This is a genomic window from Dyadobacter psychrophilus (assembly GCF_900167945.1).
GTDB classification, from domain to species: domain Bacteria; phylum Bacteroidota; class Bacteroidia; order Cytophagales; family Spirosomataceae; genus Dyadobacter; species Dyadobacter psychrophilus.
The window spans coordinates 144,542-166,149 of the sequence record NZ_FUZA01000003.1 but is presented as its reverse complement, the minus strand read 5'-3'; the positions used below and the strand labels follow the sequence as shown (position 1 = coordinate 166,149).

Annotated in this window: 17 protein-coding genes; all 17 read left to right on the top strand. The window is 45.0% G+C overall.

Annotated elements, in window-relative coordinates; translation table 11 throughout:
• The first annotated feature begins 13 nt into the window (after window positions 1-13).
• The 17 genes from B5X68_RS14530 (at window position 14) to B5X68_RS28930 (ending at window position 21,586) form a co-directional block, all read left to right on the top strand.
• Window positions 14-3,160, top strand: coding sequence for an efflux RND transporter permease subunit (locus B5X68_RS14530; RefSeq protein WP_082215484.1), 3,147 nt, complete (start codon window positions 14-16; stop codon window positions 3,158-3,160).
• 446 nt (window positions 3,161-3,606) lie between these two features.
• Complete coding sequence (gene spt, locus B5X68_RS14525; protein ID WP_082215483.1) at window positions 3,607-4,812, top strand: serine palmitoyltransferase; 1,206 nt, start codon at window positions 3,607-3,609, stop codon at window positions 4,810-4,812.
• Complete coding sequence (locus tag B5X68_RS14520) at window positions 4,809-5,930, top strand: GNAT family N-acetyltransferase (protein ID WP_082215482.1); 1,122 nt, start codon at window positions 4,809-4,811, stop codon at window positions 5,928-5,930. The genes spt and B5X68_RS14520 overlap by 4 nt, the downstream gene beginning before the upstream one ends.
• A complete protein-coding gene (locus B5X68_RS14515) occupies window positions 5,927-6,952 on the top strand; it encodes an NAD-dependent epimerase/dehydratase family protein (RefSeq protein ID WP_082215481.1) in 1,026 nt (341 codons plus the stop codon). The genes B5X68_RS14520 and B5X68_RS14515 overlap by 4 nt, the downstream gene beginning before the upstream one ends.
• Window positions 6,953-7,066: 114 nt before the next feature.
• Window positions 7,067-9,634, top strand: a complete 2,568-nt coding sequence (locus B5X68_RS14510) for a DUF5686 and carboxypeptidase-like regulatory domain-containing protein (RefSeq protein ID WP_082215480.1) — start codon at window positions 7,067-7,069, stop codon at window positions 9,632-9,634.
• Between the two features lie 30 nt (window positions 9,635-9,664).
• Window positions 9,665-10,378, top strand: a complete 714-nt coding sequence (locus B5X68_RS14505) for a nucleotidyltransferase family protein (RefSeq protein WP_082215479.1) — start codon at window positions 9,665-9,667, stop codon at window positions 10,376-10,378.
• Between the two features lie 63 nt (window positions 10,379-10,441).
• Window positions 10,442-11,311: an ATP-grasp domain-containing protein gene (locus B5X68_RS14500; protein WP_082215478.1), complete on the top strand. Its 870-nt coding sequence runs from the start codon at window positions 10,442-10,444 to the stop codon at window positions 11,309-11,311.
• A complete protein-coding gene (locus B5X68_RS14495; protein WP_082215477.1) occupies window positions 11,311-12,273 on the top strand; it encodes a CDP-alcohol phosphatidyltransferase family protein in 963 nt (320 codons plus the stop codon). The genes B5X68_RS14500 and B5X68_RS14495 overlap by 1 nt, the downstream gene beginning before the upstream one ends.
• Entirely contained in the window at window positions 12,254-13,327 is a 1,074-nt protein-coding gene (locus B5X68_RS14490; protein WP_082215476.1) for a lysylphosphatidylglycerol synthase transmembrane domain-containing protein, read from the top strand. The genes B5X68_RS14495 and B5X68_RS14490 overlap by 20 nt, the downstream gene beginning before the upstream one ends.
• Window positions 13,324-14,034: an HAD family hydrolase gene (locus B5X68_RS14485; RefSeq protein WP_082215475.1), complete on the top strand. Its 711-nt coding sequence runs from the start codon at window positions 13,324-13,326 to the stop codon at window positions 14,032-14,034. Before B5X68_RS14490 ends, B5X68_RS14485 begins: the two co-directional genes overlap by 4 nt.
• A gap of 58 nt (window positions 14,035-14,092) precedes the next feature.
• Entirely contained in the window at window positions 14,093-15,001 is a 909-nt protein-coding gene (locus tag B5X68_RS14480) for a PfkB family carbohydrate kinase (protein WP_170916653.1), read from the top strand.
• Window positions 15,002-15,016: 15 nt separating this feature from the next.
• The gene (locus B5X68_RS14475) at window positions 15,017-15,589 is read left to right on the top strand and encodes a DUF4833 domain-containing protein (RefSeq protein ID WP_082215473.1); all 573 of its coding nucleotides are present in this window, start codon (window positions 15,017-15,019) and stop codon (window positions 15,587-15,589) included.
• A gap of 1 nt (window position 15,590) precedes the next feature.
• A complete protein-coding gene (locus B5X68_RS14470) occupies window positions 15,591-16,235 on the top strand; it encodes a sterol desaturase family protein (protein ID WP_082215472.1) in 645 nt (214 codons plus the stop codon).
• Between the two features lie 6 nt (window positions 16,236-16,241).
• A complete protein-coding gene (gene cmoA / locus B5X68_RS14465) occupies window positions 16,242-16,988 on the top strand; it encodes a carboxy-S-adenosyl-L-methionine synthase CmoA (protein ID WP_082215471.1) in 747 nt (248 codons plus the stop codon).
• Entirely contained in the window at window positions 16,985-17,716 is a 732-nt protein-coding gene (locus tag B5X68_RS14460; RefSeq protein ID WP_229208422.1) for a methyltransferase family protein, read from the top strand. Before cmoA ends, B5X68_RS14460 begins: the two co-directional genes overlap by 4 nt.
• Window positions 17,717-17,817: 101 nt before the next feature.
• The gene (locus B5X68_RS14455; protein ID WP_082215470.1) at window positions 17,818-19,104 is read left to right on the top strand and encodes an NAD(P)/FAD-dependent oxidoreductase; all 1,287 of its coding nucleotides are present in this window, start codon (window positions 17,818-17,820) and stop codon (window positions 19,102-19,104) included.
• Between the two features lie 85 nt (window positions 19,105-19,189).
• Complete coding sequence (locus B5X68_RS28930; RefSeq protein ID WP_082215469.1) at window positions 19,190-21,586, top strand: GAF domain-containing protein; 2,397 nt, start codon at window positions 19,190-19,192, stop codon at window positions 21,584-21,586.
• Window positions 21,587-21,608 lie beyond the last annotated feature (22 nt).

Genomic DNA, 21,608 nt, shown 5'->3' with positions numbered 1-21,608 from the left:
AGCCAGAGAAAACATGAAATTTATACAAACCATACTAAAACGTCCTTCGATGATCATTGTGCTGTTCGCAGTGCTGATCCTCGGTGGACTTGTTTCCTATACGCAGCTGAATTACATGCTGTTGCCGGAATTTTCAGTGCCAACGATCACCATTACAACGGTTTACCCTGGCGCAGCGCCAACTGAGGTGGAATCCGAAGTCAGTAAAAAGATAGAAGATGCCGTTTCCGGCCTGGACAACATCAAGGAAGTAACTTCCAAATCGCTTGAAAGTGCCTCGCTCGTAATTGTTGAATTCAAAGCCGGAACCGACATCGACAAGGCTCTGGAAGATGCGCAGCGCGATGTGAATAACATGCTCAGCGACTTGCCGGACGATGCGGAAACGCCGTCTTTATCCAAAATATCACCCAGTGATCAGCCCATTATGCAGCTTCTGGCGACTTCGAGCTTGCCTAATGAAGTGTTTTATCAGCAAGTTGAAGACAAATATTTACCCATACTCACGCAGATTGAAGGTGTTGCCGAAATCACAATGACCGGTGGCGACCAGCGTGAGATCCGGGTGAATGTGAACAATGATAAACTCAATTTCTATGGATTATCGTTGTTACAGGTTACGCAGGCCATTAATCAGGCTAATCTTGACTTTCCGACAGGAAAAGTTAAGAGCACAAGCGAAAATATGACATTGCGCCTGGCTGGAAAATTCACATCCATCGACGACATCAGAAATCTGGTAATCACGTCGCCTGTAACAGGCAGCCCCATCCGCGTAGGCGATGTGGCCAACATTACCGACGGCCTTACCGACGCTGAGAGCATCAGCCGTTACAATGGTATCAATGGAATTGGATTATTTGTAAAAAAACAGTCTGATGCGAATGCTGTTGAGATCAGTAAATCCATTCAGGCCAAACTTTCCGAGATTGAAAAAACCAATGCGAAGGACAAAGTGAAATTTGCGATCGCTTACGACAGCAGCATTTTTACATTGGAGTCGGTTGAGGCCGTAACGCATGACCTGATCATTGCGGTGATCCTGGTGGCGGCGGTGATGCTCTTGTTCCTGCACAGTTTCAGGAACGCATTCATTGTCATGGTGTCGGTTCCGGCATCATTGATCGCAGCTTTCCTTTTCATGTATCTGATGGGTTATTCGCTGAATTTGATGACATTACTGGCACTTTCGCTGGTGATCGGGATCCTGGTGGATGACTCGATTGTAATTCTCGAAAACATTCAGCGACATCTGGAAATGGGTAAAAACCGCTGGGATGCGACCATTGAAGGCGTTACCGAGATCGGATTTGCGGCATTAGCGATCACGTTGGTAATCGTGGTGGTTTTCGTTCCGATCACATTTGTAAACTCTGTTATCGCTGATTTGCTTCGCCAGTTTAGCTTAACCGTTGCATTTGCGACAATGGTCAGTTTGCTGGTAAGTTTCACGCTTACACCTTGGATGACATCCAAAATGGCGAGGATAGAACATTTAGATCCCAAAAATCCGGTTCAGGCTTTCTTACTATGGTTTGAAAAAGGCCTTACCAAAATGACCAAATGGTATCATGGCAGTTTGCAATGGGTATTGGGACATAAGCTGGCATTTTCCGGAATTCTGATTGCAATTTTCGGGATGACCGTTTGGGTAATGAGTTTAGGAATCATTGGTTCCGAGTTCGTGGCCGAAGGTGACCAGGGTAAGTTTTTATTAACGATGAAGCTCGACAAAAGTGCTTCTTTGCAACAAAACAACCTTACTTCCAGACAGATAGAGGATTATTTGAGAAAAAAACCGGAGGTGAAAACGATCTTCGCCAACGTAGGCGGTGCTAGTACTGGCTTGAACAGCTCAGGACAAGGCGAAACAAACCGGACGGAGCTAACCGTAGAATTGATCCCTGTTACCGAGCGCGCCAATGCGCAGCCAACAGAAGATTACATGCTTGCAGTGAGAAAGGAATTGGAACAGAAGTTTGCAGGAGTGGAATTCAATTCAGCGGCGGTAGGGATGGTCAACTCCGGCACGTCTCCCATCGAGATTTTCCTAAGTGGGGATGATCTGGATAAAATCCTTATATCTGCAAACGACCTGGCCAACAGATTGAGAAAAACACCAGGAGCAAATGACGTGAACGTTTCCGTAGAAGCCGGTAACCCCGAAGTACGCGTAGAAATAGACCGCGAAAAAATGGCAAAGCTGGGACTTGACATTCAAACCGTCGGCGCAACAATGCAGAATGCTTTCGCAGGAAATGATGATTCCAAATACCGGGATGGTGGTGAAGATTACGAGATCCGCATCATGCTGGACGCCTTCGACCGTAAGAATCCGGATGATGTCAAAAATATAAATTTTTATAGTCCGGCAGCAAAGCGCCCGGTGCGGCTTGCCGAGTTCGCGGATGTGAGTTTAAGCAACGGACCGTCAATTGTGGAGCGAAAAAACCGTCGTTCATCCGTGACGGTGACCGCTAATACATTAGGGATTGGATCGGGAACATTGGTGAGCAATATTCAGCAGGGCTTAATCGAGAAGCCGCTTCCGTCAGATATTATTTTGACTTGGGGTGGTGACGCGAAAAATCAGAGCGAAGGTTTTGGGTCATTGGGTTTGGCAATGCTTGCAGGGCTGGTTTTGGTATACTTTATTATGGTATTGCTTTACGACAGTTTCGTTTATCCGCTGGTTGTATTATTCTCCATCCCGGTAGCGGTGATCGGGGCGCTCCTGGCACTCGCATTGTCATCGTCGAACATCGGTATTTTTGCTCTTTTGGGTATGCTGATGTTGATCGGGCTTGTAGTTAAAAATGCAATTCTGATCGTCGATTTTGCCAACCAGCAAAAAGAGCTTGGCGTACCGTTCAGGGAGGCTATTCTGATTGCAGGAGAAGAGCGTTTACGCCCGATTTTGATGACGACCATTGCCATGGTGATCGGTATGGTGCCCATTGCAACTGCAACCGGCGCAGGTGCGGAATGGAAAAATTCGCTGGCATGGGTTTTAATAGGTGGACTAACCAGTTCGATGCTTTTGACCATCTATCTCGTACCAATGATGTATTATTTGGTCGACAGGGCTGCCGAAAAGTGGGCGTCGTTCAGATTCCGTTCTGGCACGGTAACCAAAAGTATAGTAGTTGAGGAAGCTTAGCTACACTAGCCGTTAACATGAAAAAATACCTGTTTCACTATGTGCCTGCTTTTGGAATACTGAAAACGAAGTTGGTCAGAACTTGACATTTTAGGGACTGAGGAGGTAAAAAGTGCAAAAAGTTTTTTTTCATGTTAACGGTAAAATGCAAAATGAATAGGCAATTTGATGAACTAGTATGGCAGGTATCGGGTTTACCTTTTAACTTTGAATGCCAGTAGTTAAAATCCGGTAAAAAGTAAAGGCCGGAGAGTAGTTTAAGAACAGGAAAATTGAAGGCGCAGGACGTAAAAACTGACATTTTATCAAACTCAAGTTCTAAAAAAAATTAGCATGGAAAATAAACACTACAATACCAACTGATCGCTCTGATCACTCCACAGCCTCGGCTTTAAGCCATCAGGCACCCCACTAAAAGAAGCTGTTGATTCTGACATTAATTACTTATGGGTAAAAAATTAAATAAGCGCATCGCCGAATTTAAAGACGCGGCTATCATTCGATCCAAAGGTCTTTATCCTTACTTCCGACCCATCGAATCCGGGCAAGACACGGAAGTTATTATCAATGGAAAGCCGGTCCTTATGTTTGGATCTAACTCATATCTGGGACTGACCTCGCATCCTTATATTATCGAGTCGTCGCAAAAAGCCGTGCAGAAATACGGCAGCGGATGTGCAGGTTCTCGCTTTCTGAACGGAACGCTGGACATTCACGAAGAGTTGGAAAGAAGGCTTGCCGCTTACACCGGAAAAGAAGCTTCGGTGCTTTTCAGTACGGGTTATCAGGCAAATTTGGGCGCATTGTCCAGCCTTACCGGCCGCAACGATTATCTGATCCTGGACGAAAGCGATCATGCCTCCATCATTGACGGAAGCCGTTTGTCTTTCTCAAAAGTGATCAAGTACGCGCATAATGACATGAAGGACCTCAGGAAAAAACTGAGCCTTTTGCCGGAAGAAGCTGTGAAGCTGATCGCTACTGACGGGATTTTCAGTATGGAAGGAGACATTGTCAAACTTCCGGAACTAAATGCGATTGCAGCAGAATTCGACGCTTCGGTGTTGGTGGATGACGCGCACAGCTTGGGTGTAATCGGGAAAAACGGGGCAGGAACAGCTTCCTACTTCGGCTTAACCGAAACCACGGATCTGATCATGGGCACATTCAGTAAATCACTTGCTTCGTTAGGCGGGTTTATTGCCGGAGATGCAGCGACCATTGACTATTTGAAACATCGCGCACGCTCATTAATGTTCAGCGCGAGTATGACGCCGGCCGCAGTAGGGAGCACATTGGCAGCATTGGATATCATTGAGTCTGAGCCGCATCACATTGAGCGTCTTTGGGCGAATACAAGATATGCCAAAGAACTTTTACTTGTAAATGGTTTTGATCTCGGTAAAACAGAAAGCCCGATCCTGCCGGTTTACATCCGCGATAACGAAAAGACTTTCCTGATGACCAAGCTGTTGCAGGAAGACGGTGTTTTTGTTAACCCGGTGGTTTCGCCAGCGGTCCGTCCGGAACATTCATTGATCCGTTTCTCGCTGATGGCAACACATACTTTTGGTCAGATTGAAGAAGCAGTTGATAAAATGACAAAAATTTATCGTCAGATCTGTCCCGAGGCAGTTACCGAAAAACTATGAAGCGTATTGCCCACGTAAACTCTCCTAAGGAACTGGCATCATTCATTGATTTTCCCCATGATTTACATCAGGGAGATCCCAATTATGTGCCGGAACTGTTTATAGCACAACGGGATATGCTTTCTCCGAAGAAGCATCCTTTTTATGAACATTCGGAAGTGCAACTATTTTTGGCTTATGAGGGAGACAAGATCGTGGGACGGGTTGCAGCCATTTATAACCGCAACCACAATGCGTTTACAGAGCGGAACGACGGTTTCTTTGGATTTTTTGATACAATCAATGACCAGGAAACGGTTGATCTGCTGATAAGGCAGGCCTCGGATTGGGTGAAGGCAAAAGGCGCGGATAATATTATCGGGCCTGTGAATTTGTCAACCAATGACACCGTCGGGCTGCTTATTGAAGGTTATGACAGGCCGCCGATGGCCATGATGCCTTACAATCCGCCTTATTATGTGCCTTTGCTTGAAAAAACAGGGCTTATTAAGAAAACGGATCTGCTTGCGTACGAGATCAATGTGAATGAGGCGAATGATAAATCAGTGAGGCTGATCGAGGCATTGGAAGGGAGGCTGAAAAGAAGCGGCATCACGATTCGCAAGATCAACTTGAAAGACTTCAAAAATGAGGTTGTCAAGATCAGGGAAATCTACAACAGTGCCTGGGACAAGAATTTAGGCTTTGTTCCGATGACCGAGAAGGAATTCGATTACCTGGCCAACGACTTGAAACTGGTGCTGGATCCGAACTTCTGCCTCGTTGCCGAGAAGGATAACAAGCTGGTGGGTTTTGTATTGGGTATCCCGGACATTAACCAGATTCAGATCAAGATCAAAAGAGGACGTTTGTTGCCGACCGGAATATTTAAACTTCTGTTTGGTAAAAAAAATATAACCCGCATCCGCGTGTTGACATTAGGAGTGATTGAAGGATATCGGAAAATGGGCATAGAAGCCTGTTTATACGGCCATATCATCAAAAACACTTACGGAACAAAGATTACAGGTGGCGAATGTTCGTGGATGCTGGAAGGAAATTATCTGATGAACCACGCCATCGAGCAGATCAACGGTAAGCTGTACAAACGGTACAGATTGTTGGAAAAGGCAATATGAAAGAGAAAGTATTCATAACGGGGGCCAGCGGTTTCATCGGTTTTCACCTGGTTGAAGCAGCACTGGAAGCAGGCATGGAAGTGCACGCAGCAGTAAGGCCTTCCAGCGACCTCACCTTTCTGAAAAAGCTGCAAAGCGATTCAGGAAAGGCAGGAAAAGGCCCGCTGGCGCTTGTGAATACGAATTTTGATTCAAGGGATTCCTTGAAAGAATTACTGGAAAATGGAGGCTATTCCTACATTATCCACGCAGCAGGAGTGACTAAGGCTAAGAAAACGGCTGTTTACAATAAAGTCAACGCAGAATATTCCCTGCATCTGGCGCAAGCGGCCATGTCAGCCAATATTCCTTTGAAACGCTTTGTTTTCCTGAGCAGTCTGGCCGCTATTGGCCCGCTGTCTTATGCTGAGCAACAGCCGATTACAGAGGAAACATTGCCCATTCCTGTGACAGATTATGGTAAAAGTAAATTGCTTGCCGAGCAGTATCTCGAACAGGTAAGCGGCTTACCACTCACCATTATCCGTCCGACTGCCGTTTACGGTCCCGGTGAAAAGGATTTGTTTATTCTTTTCAAAACACTGAACAATGGATTGGACGCATATATAGGCAAAGGCCCGCAGCGGCTGAGCTTCGTTTATGTCAAAGATCTTGTGGCCGCCACAATGGCCGCAATGTTGGAAAACCAGCGCGAAACCACAGTATACAATATTTCCGACGGACAGGCTTACGATCGTTATGCATTTGCAGACCGGTTCCGGGAAATCAGCGGTAAAAACATATTCAGGGCACATTTACCATTGTTTTTGGTAAAACTGACAGCCGGATTCCTGGATTTTATCTATGGATTTACCTCCGTGACCCCGGTTTTAAATAAGGAAAAACTCAAAGAGCTCACAGCCTCGAACTGGATCTGCAGCATTGACGCAGCCAGGAACAGCCTGCACTATACACCGCAGTATGATTTGCGGCAGGGAATGCAGGAAACTTTAATGTGGTACAAAGAAAATAAGTGGCTTTGAAGCCGTCCCCGATAATACCAGTATTTAGCAACCGTGTGCAGGTCACCTTTTTGGGAGCCCTGTGCAGGCAACCCGATGCGGGCCACATGAAAAATAACATTACGATGTTCAAAAATGAAAACAATAAGTAAGTCGATATGGTTAAAAGTATTCCTGATAATCTGTCTTGCACAGATCGCTTCCGGAACTGCCATAGCGCAAAGCACCACAATTAAAGGAACCGTTACCGACGCAAAAACAGGCGAAACCTTGCCTTTTGTGTCTATCCTAATCCCAGGCACGACCATGGGAACAGCCTCTGATGCGGACGGAAAATATGCGATGACATTGCGTGAAGATTACAAAACCGTAAAATTCACATATGTAGGATATCTCAGTATTGAAAAACCCATTACACCGGGCATTGAGCAGGTTATTAATGTGAAAATGTCGGTGGATGCTTCCATGTTGAAAGAAGTGACCATCAAGGGCAGGGGACGTTACAGAAATAAGGATAACCCAGCCGTTCAGCTGATCCGCGAAGTGATTGCGCACAAGGACCAGAACAAAATGGCCGCCAATGACTTCGTTGAATACGAGCAGTATGAAAAGATATCTTTCGCGCTGAGCAACCTGTCGGACAATTTCAAGGAAAAACGCATTTTCAAGAACTACCAATTCCTTTTTGAGGACCAGGATTCGACGGCAATGGGCGGCAAGAATATGTTGCCGGCTTACATTCAGGAAAAGCTTTCTCAGATTTATTTTCGCAAAAACCCATATACTAAAAAGCAATGGGTGCTGGCAAACAGAAGGGCAGAATTTGATGCGAAGTTTGTGGATAATGATGGTTTGAGCGCGTATTTCAACAGATTGTATGAAGATGTTAATCTTTACGAAAACGACATTTCCATTGCGACAAACCTGTTACTAAGCCCGATCGCGAATTCTGCGCCGACATTCTACAAATTCTTCATCCGCGATACGATCAAAACGGAAACGCCTTGGCTCGTTGAACTGGGTTTTGTGCCAAGAAACAAAACAGACATGCTTTTTGAAGGCAAGCTGTACATTACACTGGACGGGAATTATGGTGTTCAGAACGCGTATCTGACGGTTAACAAGGACATTAACCTCAACTTCATGCGTGACCTCGAAGCACGTCTGGAATATGAAAAAGGACCGGACGGACGCTATCACCCAACGAAGACAACATTGGGTATGGAGTTCGCATTAGGCGAGAAGAATGCAGGTTTTTATGGACAGCGTGTAGTAAATTTTAAAAACTATACGGTTAACCAAAGCCGCCCCGACAGTGTTTACAGCGGTCCGAGCGAGCAGGTGGCATTCAATCCCGATGTAAAAACGGGCGAAGCATTCTGGGCTGGCGCAAGGCATCTGCCTTTGGAAAAAATGGAGCTTAACATTTACAGAAATGTGGATACGTTGCAAACCATTCCTTCATTCCGCCGCACGATGGACATTGCCACACTTTTTTTGTCGGGTTACAAATCCTTTGGCAAAGTGGAAGTGGGGCCGGTGAATACTTTTTACAGTTTCAACCCCGTGGAAGGTTTCAGGCTGCGTTTCGGCGGACGGACCACGACGGATTTCAGCAAACGCTTTTATTTGGAAACTTATGCAGCGTACGGTTTCAAGGACCAGAAATGGAAATATTTCCTGAGTGGCACTTATTCATTCAATAACAAGTCTGTTTACCATTTCCCGCTCAACTACATCCGCGCAAGTTACCAGCGCGACACCAAGATCCCGGGTCAGGATTTGCAGTTTGTGCAGGAAGATAACTTCCTTTTATCATTCAAAAGAGGTGATAATAACCGCTGGCTTTACAATGATGTGTACAAACTGGAGTATGTCCGCGAGTTCGAAAGCCGCTTTTCTTATAAAATTGGCTTTACCAACTGGAGACAAACACCAGCAGGGATTTTGAGATACGAAAAGCTTGATAATGAAGGCGTTTTGGAGAATGTGGGCGGATTGAGCAACACAGAAGCCAACCTGGAACTGCGCTATGCACCGCATGAACAATATTATCAGGGGAAACTTTATCGGACACCGATCATTAACAAATATCCGATCTTCACATTGCGCTATAATGCAGGTTTGAAAGGTGTTTTTGAAGGTCAGAACCGCTATCATAATGTTTCGGCTAACATTGCGAAACGTGTTTACCTGTCGCAGTTTGGTTATGCGGACGTTACGGCTGAGGGAAGTTACATTTTCGGAAACAATGTCCTTTTTCCGCTGCTTACCATCCACCGTGCCAACCAGACTTACGCTTACCAGCTCAACAGTTATAACCTGATGAACTTCCTGGAATTTGTGAGCGATCATTATGCCAGTCTGGACGTGCAGTATTATATGAACGGCTTCCTATTCAATAAAATACCATTGTTGAAAAAACTGAAACTGAGAGAGGTTTTCAGCTTCAAAGGACTCATGGGAGGACTCAGGGACGAAAATAACCCGGCCAATAACCCCGCGCTTTTCCGCTTTCCGGTGGATGAAAACGGCAAGCCGATCAGCTATACATTATCGAGAGAGCCTTACATTGAAGGAAGTGTGGGTATAGCCAACATTTTCAAACTGTTAAGGGTGGATCTGGTGAAACGTTTCACTTATCTGGACAACCCGAATGTTTCGGAGTGGGGGATTAGGGCGAGGTTCAGGCTTGATTTTTAAGGGGCATTAAGGAAAAGACACCAATTATATATGAATTACGCAATTATAGCGGCCGGAGAAGGGTCACGTTTGGCAAAGGAGGGTTTCAAGCTCCCGAAACCAATGGTGACGCTGAATGGGGAAATGCTGATAGACAGGCTGATAGGGATCTTTATGCGCAACGACGCAGAAAAGATCATGATCATTATCAATGAAGAATCAGCCGCTCTAGAAAGTCACTTGTCCGAACTCAGCCTGACATTGCCGATTCAGATTGTGAAAAAATCAACGCCGAGTTCGCTACACAGTGTTTACGAACTGCTGGGAAGCGACCCGGAGCTAAATGCAGTCTGTCTGACGACAACGGATACGGTTTTCAAAGAAGAAGAATTCACGGCGTACATTCAGGAATTTGCGGAAAATAAGGAGCTGGGCGGGCTCATGGCCGTAACCACATTTATTGACGATGAAAGTCCTTTATATGTAGCAATTGATGAAGCGGAGAACATTACTGCTTTCACGGATAAAAATACGACGCAAACAACATTCGTTTCAGGCGGGATTTATTGCCTGAGAAAAGATGCTATTACGCTTGTAAGTGAAGCGGTGAACGGCGGTGTAAGCCGGATGCGCAATTTTCAGCGCCAGTTGCTGGAAAATAACATTCATTTAAAGGCTTATCCATTTTCCAAAATTGTGGATGTGGACCACGTGCAGGACATTAAAACAGCCGAGCTTTTTTTGAGCCCCGAAACTGCTGTTTGATTAAATAAATTGAGTAACAGACACCAATTAAAGGCAGGAGCGTATTTGCCTGCCGCAGCGTAAATGAGTGAATTAAACATATTGGGCGTTCCCCGGAACCGTAAGTTCTCGCCTAACCACATTGGAAATGACGATGCGATCTTTTCTTTGACAGCAAAGGAATTAGAAAAAATGGGTTGCAAAGTGCGGATAAGTTTTGAGGATGATTTTTTGAAAAACGAAAACATCACCGAACAGAAGATCTTCACAATGGCCCGCCAGAAAGAAGTTGTTAAAAAATTGCAGGTTTTGGAAGAAAACGGTGCACAGGTTATAAACTCCGCATTCGGCATTGAAAATTGCTTTCGGACAAACCTGACCAATGCATTGAACCTGAACAACATTCCGGTTGCCGAAAGTTACATCGTGCCCACGGATTACACAGGAGACGAAGTTTTCGACGCGATTACAGGAAAAGGTTATTGGATAAAGAGGGGCGATTTTCACGCTATTCATAAGGAAGACGTGTCATTTGCAGCGTCGCGTGAGGAAGCCAGGGAGATTTTGCGTGAATATGCATTGCGTGACATTCCGGATGCGGTGATCAGCAAACATTTGATCGGCGACCTGGTGAAATTTTACGGCGTGCGCGGGACGGATTTTTTCTTTTGGTTTTATCCATATGATAACAACCATCATAAATATGTTGAATATCAAAACATTAACGGCAATTCGGCTTACTATCCATTTGATGCGGACAAGCTGAAAGAAGTGGCAACGGAAGCGGCAAAAGTGGTAGGAATTGATGTTTACGGCGGTGATGCAATCGTTGGAAAAGACGGCAGTTTCGGCATTATTGATTTAAACGACTGGCCAAGCTTCGCGCCATGCCGCGACAAGGCCGCAGGACACATTGCCCGCATGATTTACGAGAAATTTACTAAAAGTATTTAATGGATCCAGTTATAAAGCGCCCCGAAACGACCATTACTGAACCTCAAATTTCAGCATTCGAAAGCTCGCTGAAATCCAACGACACAGAAGAGCAGATCGACATTTGGTTTTACCGGCCTATCGGCTATCAGATCGCGTTGTTTTGTGCCAAAATAGGGTTGAGGCCTAATCCGGTGACGATTATCAGCATTTTCTTCGGCGTTGCTGCCGGGATCTTGTTTTACTATCAGGAGCTGTGGATCAATGTGATCGGGATGTTATTGCTCGTATTTGCCAATTCGCTGGATAGTGCGGACGGTCAGCTGGCGCGGATGACGAATGATAAAAGCCGGTTAGGAAGGATTCTGGACGGTGCCGCGGGCGATTTCTGGTTTATTGCCATTCACATTGCGATCTGTTTGAGAAGTCAGAACGAAGGATGGAGCGCCTGGATTTGGGTGCCGGGCGTGCTGGCGGGAGCGTCGCACGTGGTGCAATCGGCAATGGCCGATTATTATCGGAATGTGCATTTGTTTTTTATCAAAGGAACGTCTGGGAGCGAGCTGGATAATAGCCGCGACCTGCAAGCTGAATATGACAGGCTGAGCTGGAAATCGGATTTTGGAATGAAATTCATCGCACGCACTTATCTGAATTACACCAAGTTGCAGGAAAGCTTCTCTCCACACTTGCAAAAGTTGCTTGGCTTGGTTCGTGAAAAATATAAAACAGGCTTGCCAAAGGATCTCGTTACCGATTTTCGCGCGCATAACAAGCCTTTGATGAAGTATACAAACATTGTCCAGTTCAACACGAGGGTGCTATTCCTGTTCCTCTGGCTGTTTCTGGACCAATCGTGGATTTATTTTTTCTTCGATATGTTTGTTCTTAACCCCATCCTGATCTATATGATCGTGAACCAGGAAAAGGTAAGCCGTTATTTTTATCAAAAGATTAAAACGAATGAATTCCAAGGCGTATAAAGCCCTTTTCATGGCAATCGGCATTCTGTCGCTAGGTTATATGATCTACGGGACCGGACCGCTTGTGATTTGGGAAAATATAAACAGGACAGGCATCTGGTTCATCCCGGTCATCGGGAGCTGGCTGGTGATTTACGTCCTGAATGCGCTGGCTTTCCGGGCCATTATCCGGGAAAAGAATATGCCGGAAACTGACCTTTCGTTTTGGGCAGTTTTGAAACTGACGATCTCAGGTTATGCGATCAATTACATTACGCCATTCGTCGCGTTAGGCGGTGAGCCTTACCGTATTTTGGAACTAAAACCTGCGTTGGGAATTCAAAAAGCCACTTCTTCAGTGCTGCTTTACAGCTTAATGCACATGTTTTCGCACGTGATTTTCTGGCTGGCGTCCATCGTTCTGATCGTGGCGGTTGTGCCGTTGAACAATGTAATGCTGCTGGGATGCGGATTGTTGCTGATTACCGGGCTCATTTTGGGTTATTGGTTTATCAATGTTTACAAAAAGGGCTTTACAGTAAGCACATTCAAGCTTTTGGAAAAGATTCCTTTTATCAAAACCAAAGCCAGGGAGTTTGCTTTAAAAAATGCGGAAACATTATACGAAGTCGATGATCAGATCCGCATTTTATATGCCGAAAGAAGAAACATTTTTTACCTGTCGTTGTTCTATGAATTCACGGCAAGGGTCATTGGCTGCGCAGAAATTTACTTTACCGCGCTGGCCATTGGATTAGGAATGTCTTTGCCGGAATCGTTGATCATCAGTTCGGGATCCTCGCTCTTTGCCAACCTGATTTTCTTCTTCCCGATGCAGCTGGGAACCAGGGAAGGCGGACTCGCATTAGCGTTAAGCAGCGTAGGATTTGCGGCCTCACAAGGAATATTTATCGGCATCGTAATGCGGATCCGGGAGATTTTTTGGATCATTATCGGCTTAGCATTGATGAATAAGAAGACCAAAAATAATAAAGTTAATAAAGAAGGGGAGGTTTTCGAAGAAGATCTCAAAGCTGTCCCGATAGGAGTAACTGGCGAAAGCCGACGATTATGATTAAAGGAATTTTATTTGATTACGGTGGTACAATCGATACCAACGGCCTGCATTGGGCTAATGTTTTGTGGGAGAGTTACCAGCGTAACCAGGTAAATGTGGATAGGGAAGCATTTGCAGAGGCATACAAATACGGCGAGAGAGCCCTGGCGATCAAACCGATCATTGAACCGCATCATGTTTTTTATGATGTTTTGTTTCTAAAAGTGGAGCAGCAATTCAGCTTTTTAAAAGAAAAAGGATTTGAATTAAATGATGCATCCATTGAGGCAATAGCCCGCGAATGTAACCTATTTGCACACACTACTGTTGAAAAAGCCGCGCCCGTCTTGGCACAACTGGCGCAAAAATACCCTCTCGTGATGGTTTCCAACTTTTATGGGAACATCAATCATGTTTTGCAGGATTTTGGCATCAGCGATTATTTTCAGGCCGTTGTTGAATCTGCCGTTGTTGGCGTCCGGAAGCCCAACCCGCAAATTTATCAGCTCGGAATTGATCAACTGGCGCTGTCTCCTGAGGAATGTGTCGTGATCGGGGATTCGTATTCCAAGGACATTCAGCCAGCCAAGTCATTAGGCTGTAAAACGATCTGGCTGAACGTAAAAGGATGGGATGAAGCCGACACGGATTTCAAAGTTTCGGATGCGGATGTTGAGATTACCGATTTTGCCCAAATAGCGGATACAATTACAATTTGGGGTTAGTTGTCAACTTTTATCGGGCACGGACACCAGCCTTGATAAAATTAAATTGAAAAAGAAGATGTACGACATTTGTACCATAGGGCACATTACTTTGGATAAAGTGGTAACTGCCCAGTCTGTCAAATACATGCCTGGCGGCACGTCGTTCTACTTTTCGAAGGCGCTAAGGCACTTCGATGTGGACTACATGCTGGTAACGGCGCTGGCAGAAAAAGAAAACCATATCGTATCCGCATTGAGGGACGAAAACATTCAGGTATTCTCCCAACCGAGCGAACACACTGTTTACTTCGAAAATATCTACAGTGCCAATCAGGACCACCGCGAGCAGAATGTGCTGCACAAGGCCGCACCATTCACCACGGCGCAAATGCCTGATATTGAGTCGAGGATATTTCATTTGGGTCCTTTGCTTTCCGACGATATTTCTGTGGATCTGTTGAAATCGCTTGCTCAAAAAGGCACGGTTTCACTGGATATTCAAGGGTATCTGAGATATGTGAAAGACCAGAAGGTTTTGTATAAAGACTGGGCCGATAAGAAAGAAGCGCTTCCGCATGTTTCAATCCTCAAAGCAAATGAGTTTGAAATGGAAGTCGTGACAGGCACGAGCGACGTGCGCAAGGGCGCCGAATATCTGGCGGACCTTGGTGTAAAAGAGGTGATTATTACACTGGGCAGCAAAGGCTCACTGATCTATAAAGACAATGATTTTTTCAGGATTCCAGCTTATAAGCCAACGGCGATCGTGGATGCGACCGGCTGCGGGGACACTTATATGGCGGGTTATCTGAGTAAAAAAATACAGGGAGCTGACATTCAGGAAGCGGGTGAATTCGGGGCGGCGATGGCCACTTTGAAAATACAATCATCCGGACCGTTTTCGGGTAATGCCGCAATGGTTGAAGAAGTGCTCCAATATGGTGAATGTGACCGTGAAATGATTGCCCAGGCAATTTATCAATAGTACTCAACAATAGTCATGAAAAACGCAGTTAGTATGATGCTGGCTTTTAGCCTGCTGCTGTGTTCGTATTCAGGAAGTCTTTCTGCTAATAAAAATCCAAAGGTTTCAGTCAATGAGCCTGATGAATTTCCAGTACCAAAGAATATCCCCGGATTACTTTTCTACATTCAGCGTGATCCCAATGCGAATACAATTATTTATCACCTTAACCTGGATGATCAGGGCCAGTTAAGTCGCAAGAATCCTGTTGATGCGTTCTGGATCAGATACACCGACGGCGGCGAAAGAAGAGATCTCAATTACCTGCAAAGGAAATTTGCTTACGGGATCAATTCCAAATCCATCGGAAATTCAACCTACGAACTGCGGTCGGTTGCTTACTCGAAAATGCCTCTTTATTTACGCAAAGACAGCAAGAACGAGTATCATGTTTATGCGAATATCAACAAAAAAGAATGCATCCTGAGCCGGGTTTTCATCCGGATCGACGGGGGGACGTTCTGGTCTCCCAATGTACTTTATATTGAACTTAAAGGAACTGAGACGGCTACCGGAAAGACGGTAGTCCAGCGGATTAAACCTGTATGACATGGCTAAAAATTATGTCTCCAACTCAACGGAATCTTCAAGAATGTTCAAAAGTAATTTTCTTGAATCCCTTTCGAAGGTCCACTTCAGCGTACCGCTCTTTATTTTCATTCCGGTAATCGTTTGTTCTTCCTGGAAGTCGTTGCAACCGGGAGGTTTGGTTTGGTATGATTTTGTTCTTACAGTCCTTGGCGGCTTGTTCGTCTGGACGTTCACAGAATATTTCATGCACAGGTTTGTGTTTCATTTTTCACCGAAAGGAAAGTTGATGGAGCGGATACACTTTATTTTTCATGGAGTGCATCACGACTATCCCAATGATTCTAAGCGACTTGTGATGCCGCCGTCAGTAAGTATTCCGTTAGCGACTGGATTTTATTTTTTATTTGCCATTTTTATGGACGAATTCCGCGTCGCTGCTTTTTTCTCAGGTTTTATGACCGGGTATTTGTTCTATGATATGAGCCATTATGCTTTGCATCATGCCAACTTCAAATCTCCCTTCTGGAAGAAATTGAAAAAGCACCACATGCAGCATCATTATGCCGATTCTGAGAAGGGTTATGGCGTAAGCTCAGACTTTTGGGATAAAATATTCAACACGAAAGATGGCAAGCGGGAAAAAGCTGAATTAAATCAAACCTAATCTAGTATGACAGAGACACCGCAACCCGAACAGGACAATGTTTTCAAAGATGAAATTACCAAAGTGTCGGATTTTAAATTCGGGACAACAGTTGTAAAAGTTTTTGACGACATGGTCAGCAGATCAGTCCCGTTTTACAACGAAATGCAGCGCATGCTGGGAGAGATTGCGGCGGATCACGTCAAAGAAGGAAGTTTTGTGTACGATCTGGGATGCTCCACGGGCACCACGATGATCGAGATAGACAAGCTCATCCCGTCCGACATCCGGTTCATCGGGATCGACGAGTCGACCGAGATGCTTGAAAAATGTGATGTAAAGTTAAAGGAAGCAGGTTTTGTGCGCCCCTTCGAGCTCGTAACGGGCGACCTGCACGAGAAGCTGCCGATCAAGAATGCTTCGGTTGTGATCCTTTGCCTTACATTACAATTTGTAAGGCCGCTTTACAGAGAGCGCTTATTACGCAACATTTACGAAGGGCTTAACCCTGGAGGCGTGTTGTTGTTAGTTGAAAAAGTGCTTGCAGAGAGCACCGTTTTCAATCGCGACTTTATCAAATATTATTACAATTATAAGCGCCGTAACCATTACAGCGAGATGGAAATTTCGCAGAAAAGGGAGGCCCTGGAAAACGTTTTGATTCCATATAAGCTGTCTGAAAACCTGCTTTTATTGAAGGAAACGGGCTTTGGAGATTGTGAAACTTTCTTCAAATGGTATAATTTTTCAGGTCTAATCGCTTATAAAAAATGATGGTCACAATCGGCAATTTCTTTTTCAGGTTCAGGAATATTTTATTCATTTTTCTGTATCTGCTTTTATTTTTACCCTCGCCTTTGCTGTTCAAACCAGAACATTTTGGAGAGAAATATTATCTGTTTCCAATCATTCTTGGCTTGCTGGTGACTTTTTCGGGTGAGATAATCCGGGGTATAACCATTGGTCTTGCCTACATTATCCGCGGCGGCCGTGACAGGAGGGTATATGCCGAGAAGCTGGTGACCGAAGGGATTTTTAAACATTGCCGAAACCCACTTTATGTTGGAAATATCCTAATGTTGCTGGGTGTGGGAATTTTGTCGAATTCTTTGGTATATGTGGGCATTGTTATGCCGTCTTTTTTGTTCATATATCAGGCGATCGTGCTGGCAGAAGAGAACTTTTTGCGCAACAAGTTCGGGGCTGATTTTGACAATTATTGCAGGAAGGTAAACCGGTGGATTATCAATTTCAGTGGCATGTCGGAGACGTTCAATGATATGCGCTTCAATTATAAAAGATGGATTTTAAAGGAATATAACACGTTGTTCGTCTGGTTAGTAGGGATCACGGCCATCATCCTGTTCAGATATCCCGAGCTTACCCCCGATAGCGATACGCGTTTAAAGCTTTTCATAGGCATTACCGTTTTTCTCGGCCTTGTTTATGGTTATATCAAATACTTGAAAAAATCGGGGAAAATGACCGACAGCCTGGCCTAGCGTGCCTCTTTTTATAATCTTACCTGGGGCTATGCAGACTGTTGCCGATCAATGCGGAACAAATTATTAACATCATTACCCCCTAAAAAACAGTAAGCATTATGAAAATTGTCATTGTAGGAGGAGGATTTGCCGGTGTGAACCTGGCCCTCGACCTGGCCAAGAATAACAAGTTTGAAGTAACACTCGTAGATAAGAACAACTATAATTTTTTTCCGCCCCTGATTTATCAGGTTGCCACGGCCTTTTTGGAGCCGTCGAGCATTAGTTATCCGTTCCGCAAGCTTTTCAGAGGCAAGGGTAATCTGGCATTCCGACTTGGAGAGTTGCAAAGTGTAGTCACCACCGAGAATAAGATAATCCTTTCCAACGGAGAGCTGGACTACGACTTCCTGGTTTTCGCAACCGGGGCAGAGACCAACTTCTTCGGCATGGAAAATGTGAAGCGTAACGCTACGCCCATGAAAACCGTCGAAGATGCCATCGGCATGCGAAATCGTCTTTTGCAGCAGATGGAGCAAGCCACAATCTCCGAAGATCCCGAGGAAGTCAGAAAGCTGTTGACCGTTGTTATCGCCGGCGGCGGGCCTACGGGCGTAGAAATCTCCGGTATGTTTGCAGAAATGCGCAACGGGATTTTAAGAAAAGAATATCCTGAGCTGGCCGGAAAAGGAAGTGAAATTTACCTGGTGGATGGCGGTGATGCATTGCTTTCTCCCATGAGCGAAGCCTCACAAAAGGACACTTACGAAGCATTGCGCAAGCTGGGCGTGAAAATCAAGCTGAATACGCACGTTTCCGATTTTGTTGACGATAAGGTGTGTTTCAGTGAAGGTGAATGTATTGAAGCCAAAACATTGATCTGGGCCGCCGGCGTTACGGGGAAAGTTTTCGAAGGCATTCCGCCGGAAGCGTATGGCCGTGGACGCAGAATGCTTGTGGACGCCTACAATAAGCTGATCGGTTCCTACAATATTTACGCGATCGGGGACGCCAGCTTGCAGCAAACGGATCCCAAGTTTCCCAACGGGCACCCGCAGGTAGCGCAGGTTGCCATCCAGCAAGGCAAAACATTAGCGGAGAATTTCCGGCGAACCGCTGAACATCAGCCACTAAAACCATTTGCATACCACGACAAGGGTTCCATGGCTATCATTGGCCGTGCAAAAGCCGTTGTGGACATGCCGTCGCCGAAGCTGCATTTTAAAGGCGTGATCGCTTGGCTCGCATGGCTGTTTATACACTTGATCTCGCTGATCAATCACCGCAACCGGATCAAGACGCTTTACAACTGGATGGTGGCCTATTTTACAAAAGATCAGTCACTCCGAATGATCATTAAACCGTCTGTCACAGAGAAGGTTAAAGAACCGGTTTTAAAAGAGTAACTTAAAATTTAACATTGGAATTTAACAAAAAACGCGGATTTTTGACGACCGTCGGAGATGGAAACGCGTTTTAAAAAATATTATAATGGAACCGACTATTATTGATGTAATCCAAGATGCACCATACGGTCTCCAGAAAATTGATTCTTCCATCTCTTTCAGAAATTTTATCAATTTTCTGGAAGAGAAAGCAGGACAGGAACAAACAGTCAAAAAAACATTCTTCTCTATGGTGCTGGACCGGCTGCGGTCGAATCCGGCCTTTTCCGCAGACATTGATATCAATAACATCGCGGATTTCAGAGAAGAGTTAAGTTTGGTTTATGGCATGCTAATGCCACCCGTTACAAACGAAGATGATGTTTTTTGGGCACTCAGCACACCTGTGAGTCCAGTCGTATTTTATGGAACGTCGGGCTTTTACAAGCTTATGACGGACAATTCGGGCTGTGTACGGTGCGAAATTGCGGATAAGACCGTAATCAATGTGCAGCAAAAAATGAAAAAGCTTTATTCGTTTATTCTCGAACGGCTTTATCATTTTCCTGCCCTGCACGAAAACGACATGATCATCGCGCTGAACGATGATAAGACAGGGCTTAAACGATATTACCGTGCAAATCTGGACACCCGTTTTGCCGACGTATATGCCAAGGGAAGTCTTCCCGAACTTGATCTGGAGGAAATCCGGAAAGAATTGCAGGAATCCAACGACATCACGGTGCTGGCCCGGCTGCTTCCGTTGACAATGTTCAGGTTTGAGGGCTTTTCGGTGATTACATTCACGGATGTAACGGCCGAGCATGCAGTTGATAATATCAAAAGCGCAATCCTCGATCGTGCTTCCTACGATGCAAACACTTATTTCAGGAATGTCACAGATGCGCTGAAAATGCTCGCCTGCAATTCGGACATTGATTTTGGATTGCTGCCCGTCCTGCGTGTGAACAATAAGCTTGTTTTCGATCGTAGCACCGTGCTTTTCAGCAAGCTGATGACTGCGGCGCTTCAAGATAACAAGGCGGAAGACATGTATCTGTCCATGGCTAACCAGTATTTTCAGGCTCCTAAGGTGGTGTTTATGAGAAATCTGGCGCTTGAAGATGAAAGCAAGATGGATTTCATCCGCACCTTGAAAGCCGATGGCGTTGAATCCTATGCATTGCTGCCGGTTTATTATGATAGTAAAGCTATTGGTGTTTTGGAAGTGTATTCCAAGTCGCAAAAGGCGATTGACGAACGTGTGCTGGCCCGGCTGGATGCAGCTCTTCCCTTCATAGGCCAAATGATGAAATATTACATTGACGAGTTCAATGTAGAGATCGACAATGTGATCAGAGAGAAATTTACTTCGCTGCAGCCTGCCGTTCAATGGCGGTTCAGAGAAACTGCGTGGCACTATCTCAGAGACAAATCGCTGCAACTGCCTTCACCCACCATTGAAAATATTCAGTTCCGGAATGTATATCCGCTTTATGGGGCCATCGATATCCGGAATTCCACGTTGGAAAGGAATGCTGCACTAAGGGACGATTTACATTTACAATTTGATTTATTGATTGAAACCTTTACGATTTTAAAGCAGAAACTTGGCTTCGGACTGGCCGATGAAATGATCTATAAGTGTAAGAAATGGATCGAAGAAATCGACAATGATACAACCGACAGCGACGAAATGCGCGTGCGCGACTTTCTTGAATATGAGGCACATCCATTCCTGGTCCATTTCAAAGAAGCCCGGGTTTTTCAGACAGCTTCCGATATTCCGGATGACGAAAGCGAAGAACTGGTGGATGTAATTGATAGATATTTCAAAATCACAGACGAGCTGAATGGCGCTGCATATGCCAACAGAAGAGCGCTGGAAGCTTCCATGCAAAAGGTCAATTCATCGGTAAATCTCTATCTGGACTTGTTCAGAAAGGAAATTCAGCAGTCTTATCCATGCTACTTCGAGAAATTCCGGACGGATGGGATTGAGTATGACATTTATATCGGACAGTCCATTGAGCCTGAGAAAAAATTTAGCGAACTGTATCTCAAAAATATCCGCCTCTGGCAGTTGACGTCCATGGCGGCTATTGCTAAAATCACCAATTCGCTCATTTCTCAAATGGATAAGCCGCTGCAAACCACGCAGTTGATCTTTATCCATTCCAGTAGCATTGACATTAGTTTTCGCGACGACGAGCGGAGGTTCGACGTGGAAGGCGCATACAATATTCGCTATCAGGTAATTAAAAAACGCATTGATAAAGTCCACATTAAAGGAACTGGCGAGCGCCTTACGCAGCCAGGAAAAATAGCGCTGGTTTATTTTAATAGTAAATCTGCCGAAGAATATGTAGGTTATATCCGGTATTTACAGGAAAAAAAGACTTTAAATGATGACCTGGAATTTCTTGATCTCGAAGAATTGCAGGGCGTTACCGGATTGAAAGCGCTCAGGATCGGGGTCAACCTCGAATCCGAGTGGACCTGATACAATGTTAATGCGCTATATA

Excerpts from the sequence above, each read along its gene's own strand:
- B5X68_RS14530 (WP_082215484.1), top strand. The coding sequence starts at position 14 with ATGAAATTTATACAAACCATACTAAAACGTCCTTCGATGATCATTGTG.
- spt (WP_082215483.1), top strand. The coding sequence starts at position 3,607 with ATGGGTAAAAAATTAAATAAGCGCATCGCCGAATTTAAAGACGCGGCT.
- B5X68_RS14520 (WP_082215482.1), top strand. The coding sequence starts at position 4,809 with ATGAAGCGTATTGCCCACGTAAACTCTCCTAAGGAACTGGCATCATTC.
- B5X68_RS14515 (WP_082215481.1), top strand. The coding sequence starts at position 5,927 with ATGAAAGAGAAAGTATTCATAACGGGGGCCAGCGGTTTCATCGGTTTT.
- B5X68_RS14510 (WP_082215480.1), top strand. The coding sequence starts at position 7,067 with ATGAAAACAATAAGTAAGTCGATATGGTTAAAAGTATTCCTGATAATC.
- B5X68_RS14505 (WP_082215479.1), top strand. The coding sequence starts at position 9,665 with ATGAATTACGCAATTATAGCGGCCGGAGAAGGGTCACGTTTGGCAAAG.
- B5X68_RS14500 (WP_082215478.1), top strand. The coding sequence starts at position 10,442 with ATGAGTGAATTAAACATATTGGGCGTTCCCCGGAACCGTAAGTTCTCG.
- B5X68_RS14495 (WP_082215477.1), top strand. The coding sequence starts at position 11,311 with ATGGATCCAGTTATAAAGCGCCCCGAAACGACCATTACTGAACCTCAA.
- B5X68_RS14490 (WP_082215476.1), top strand. The coding sequence starts at position 12,254 with ATGAATTCCAAGGCGTATAAAGCCCTTTTCATGGCAATCGGCATTCTG.
- B5X68_RS14485 (WP_082215475.1), top strand. The coding sequence starts at position 13,324 with ATGATTAAAGGAATTTTATTTGATTACGGTGGTACAATCGATACCAAC.
- B5X68_RS14480 (WP_170916653.1), top strand. The coding sequence starts at position 14,093 with ATGTACGACATTTGTACCATAGGGCACATTACTTTGGATAAAGTGGTA.
- B5X68_RS14475 (WP_082215473.1), top strand. The coding sequence starts at position 15,017 with ATGAAAAACGCAGTTAGTATGATGCTGGCTTTTAGCCTGCTGCTGTGT.
- B5X68_RS14470 (WP_082215472.1), top strand. The coding sequence starts at position 15,591 with ATGGCTAAAAATTATGTCTCCAACTCAACGGAATCTTCAAGAATGTTC.
- cmoA (WP_082215471.1), top strand. The coding sequence starts at position 16,242 with ATGACAGAGACACCGCAACCCGAACAGGACAATGTTTTCAAAGATGAA.
- B5X68_RS14460 (WP_229208422.1), top strand. The coding sequence starts at position 16,985 with ATGATGGTCACAATCGGCAATTTCTTTTTCAGGTTCAGGAATATTTTA.
- B5X68_RS14455 (WP_082215470.1), top strand. The coding sequence starts at position 17,818 with ATGAAAATTGTCATTGTAGGAGGAGGATTTGCCGGTGTGAACCTGGCC.
- B5X68_RS28930 (WP_082215469.1), top strand. The coding sequence starts at position 19,190 with ATGGAACCGACTATTATTGATGTAATCCAAGATGCACCATACGGTCTC.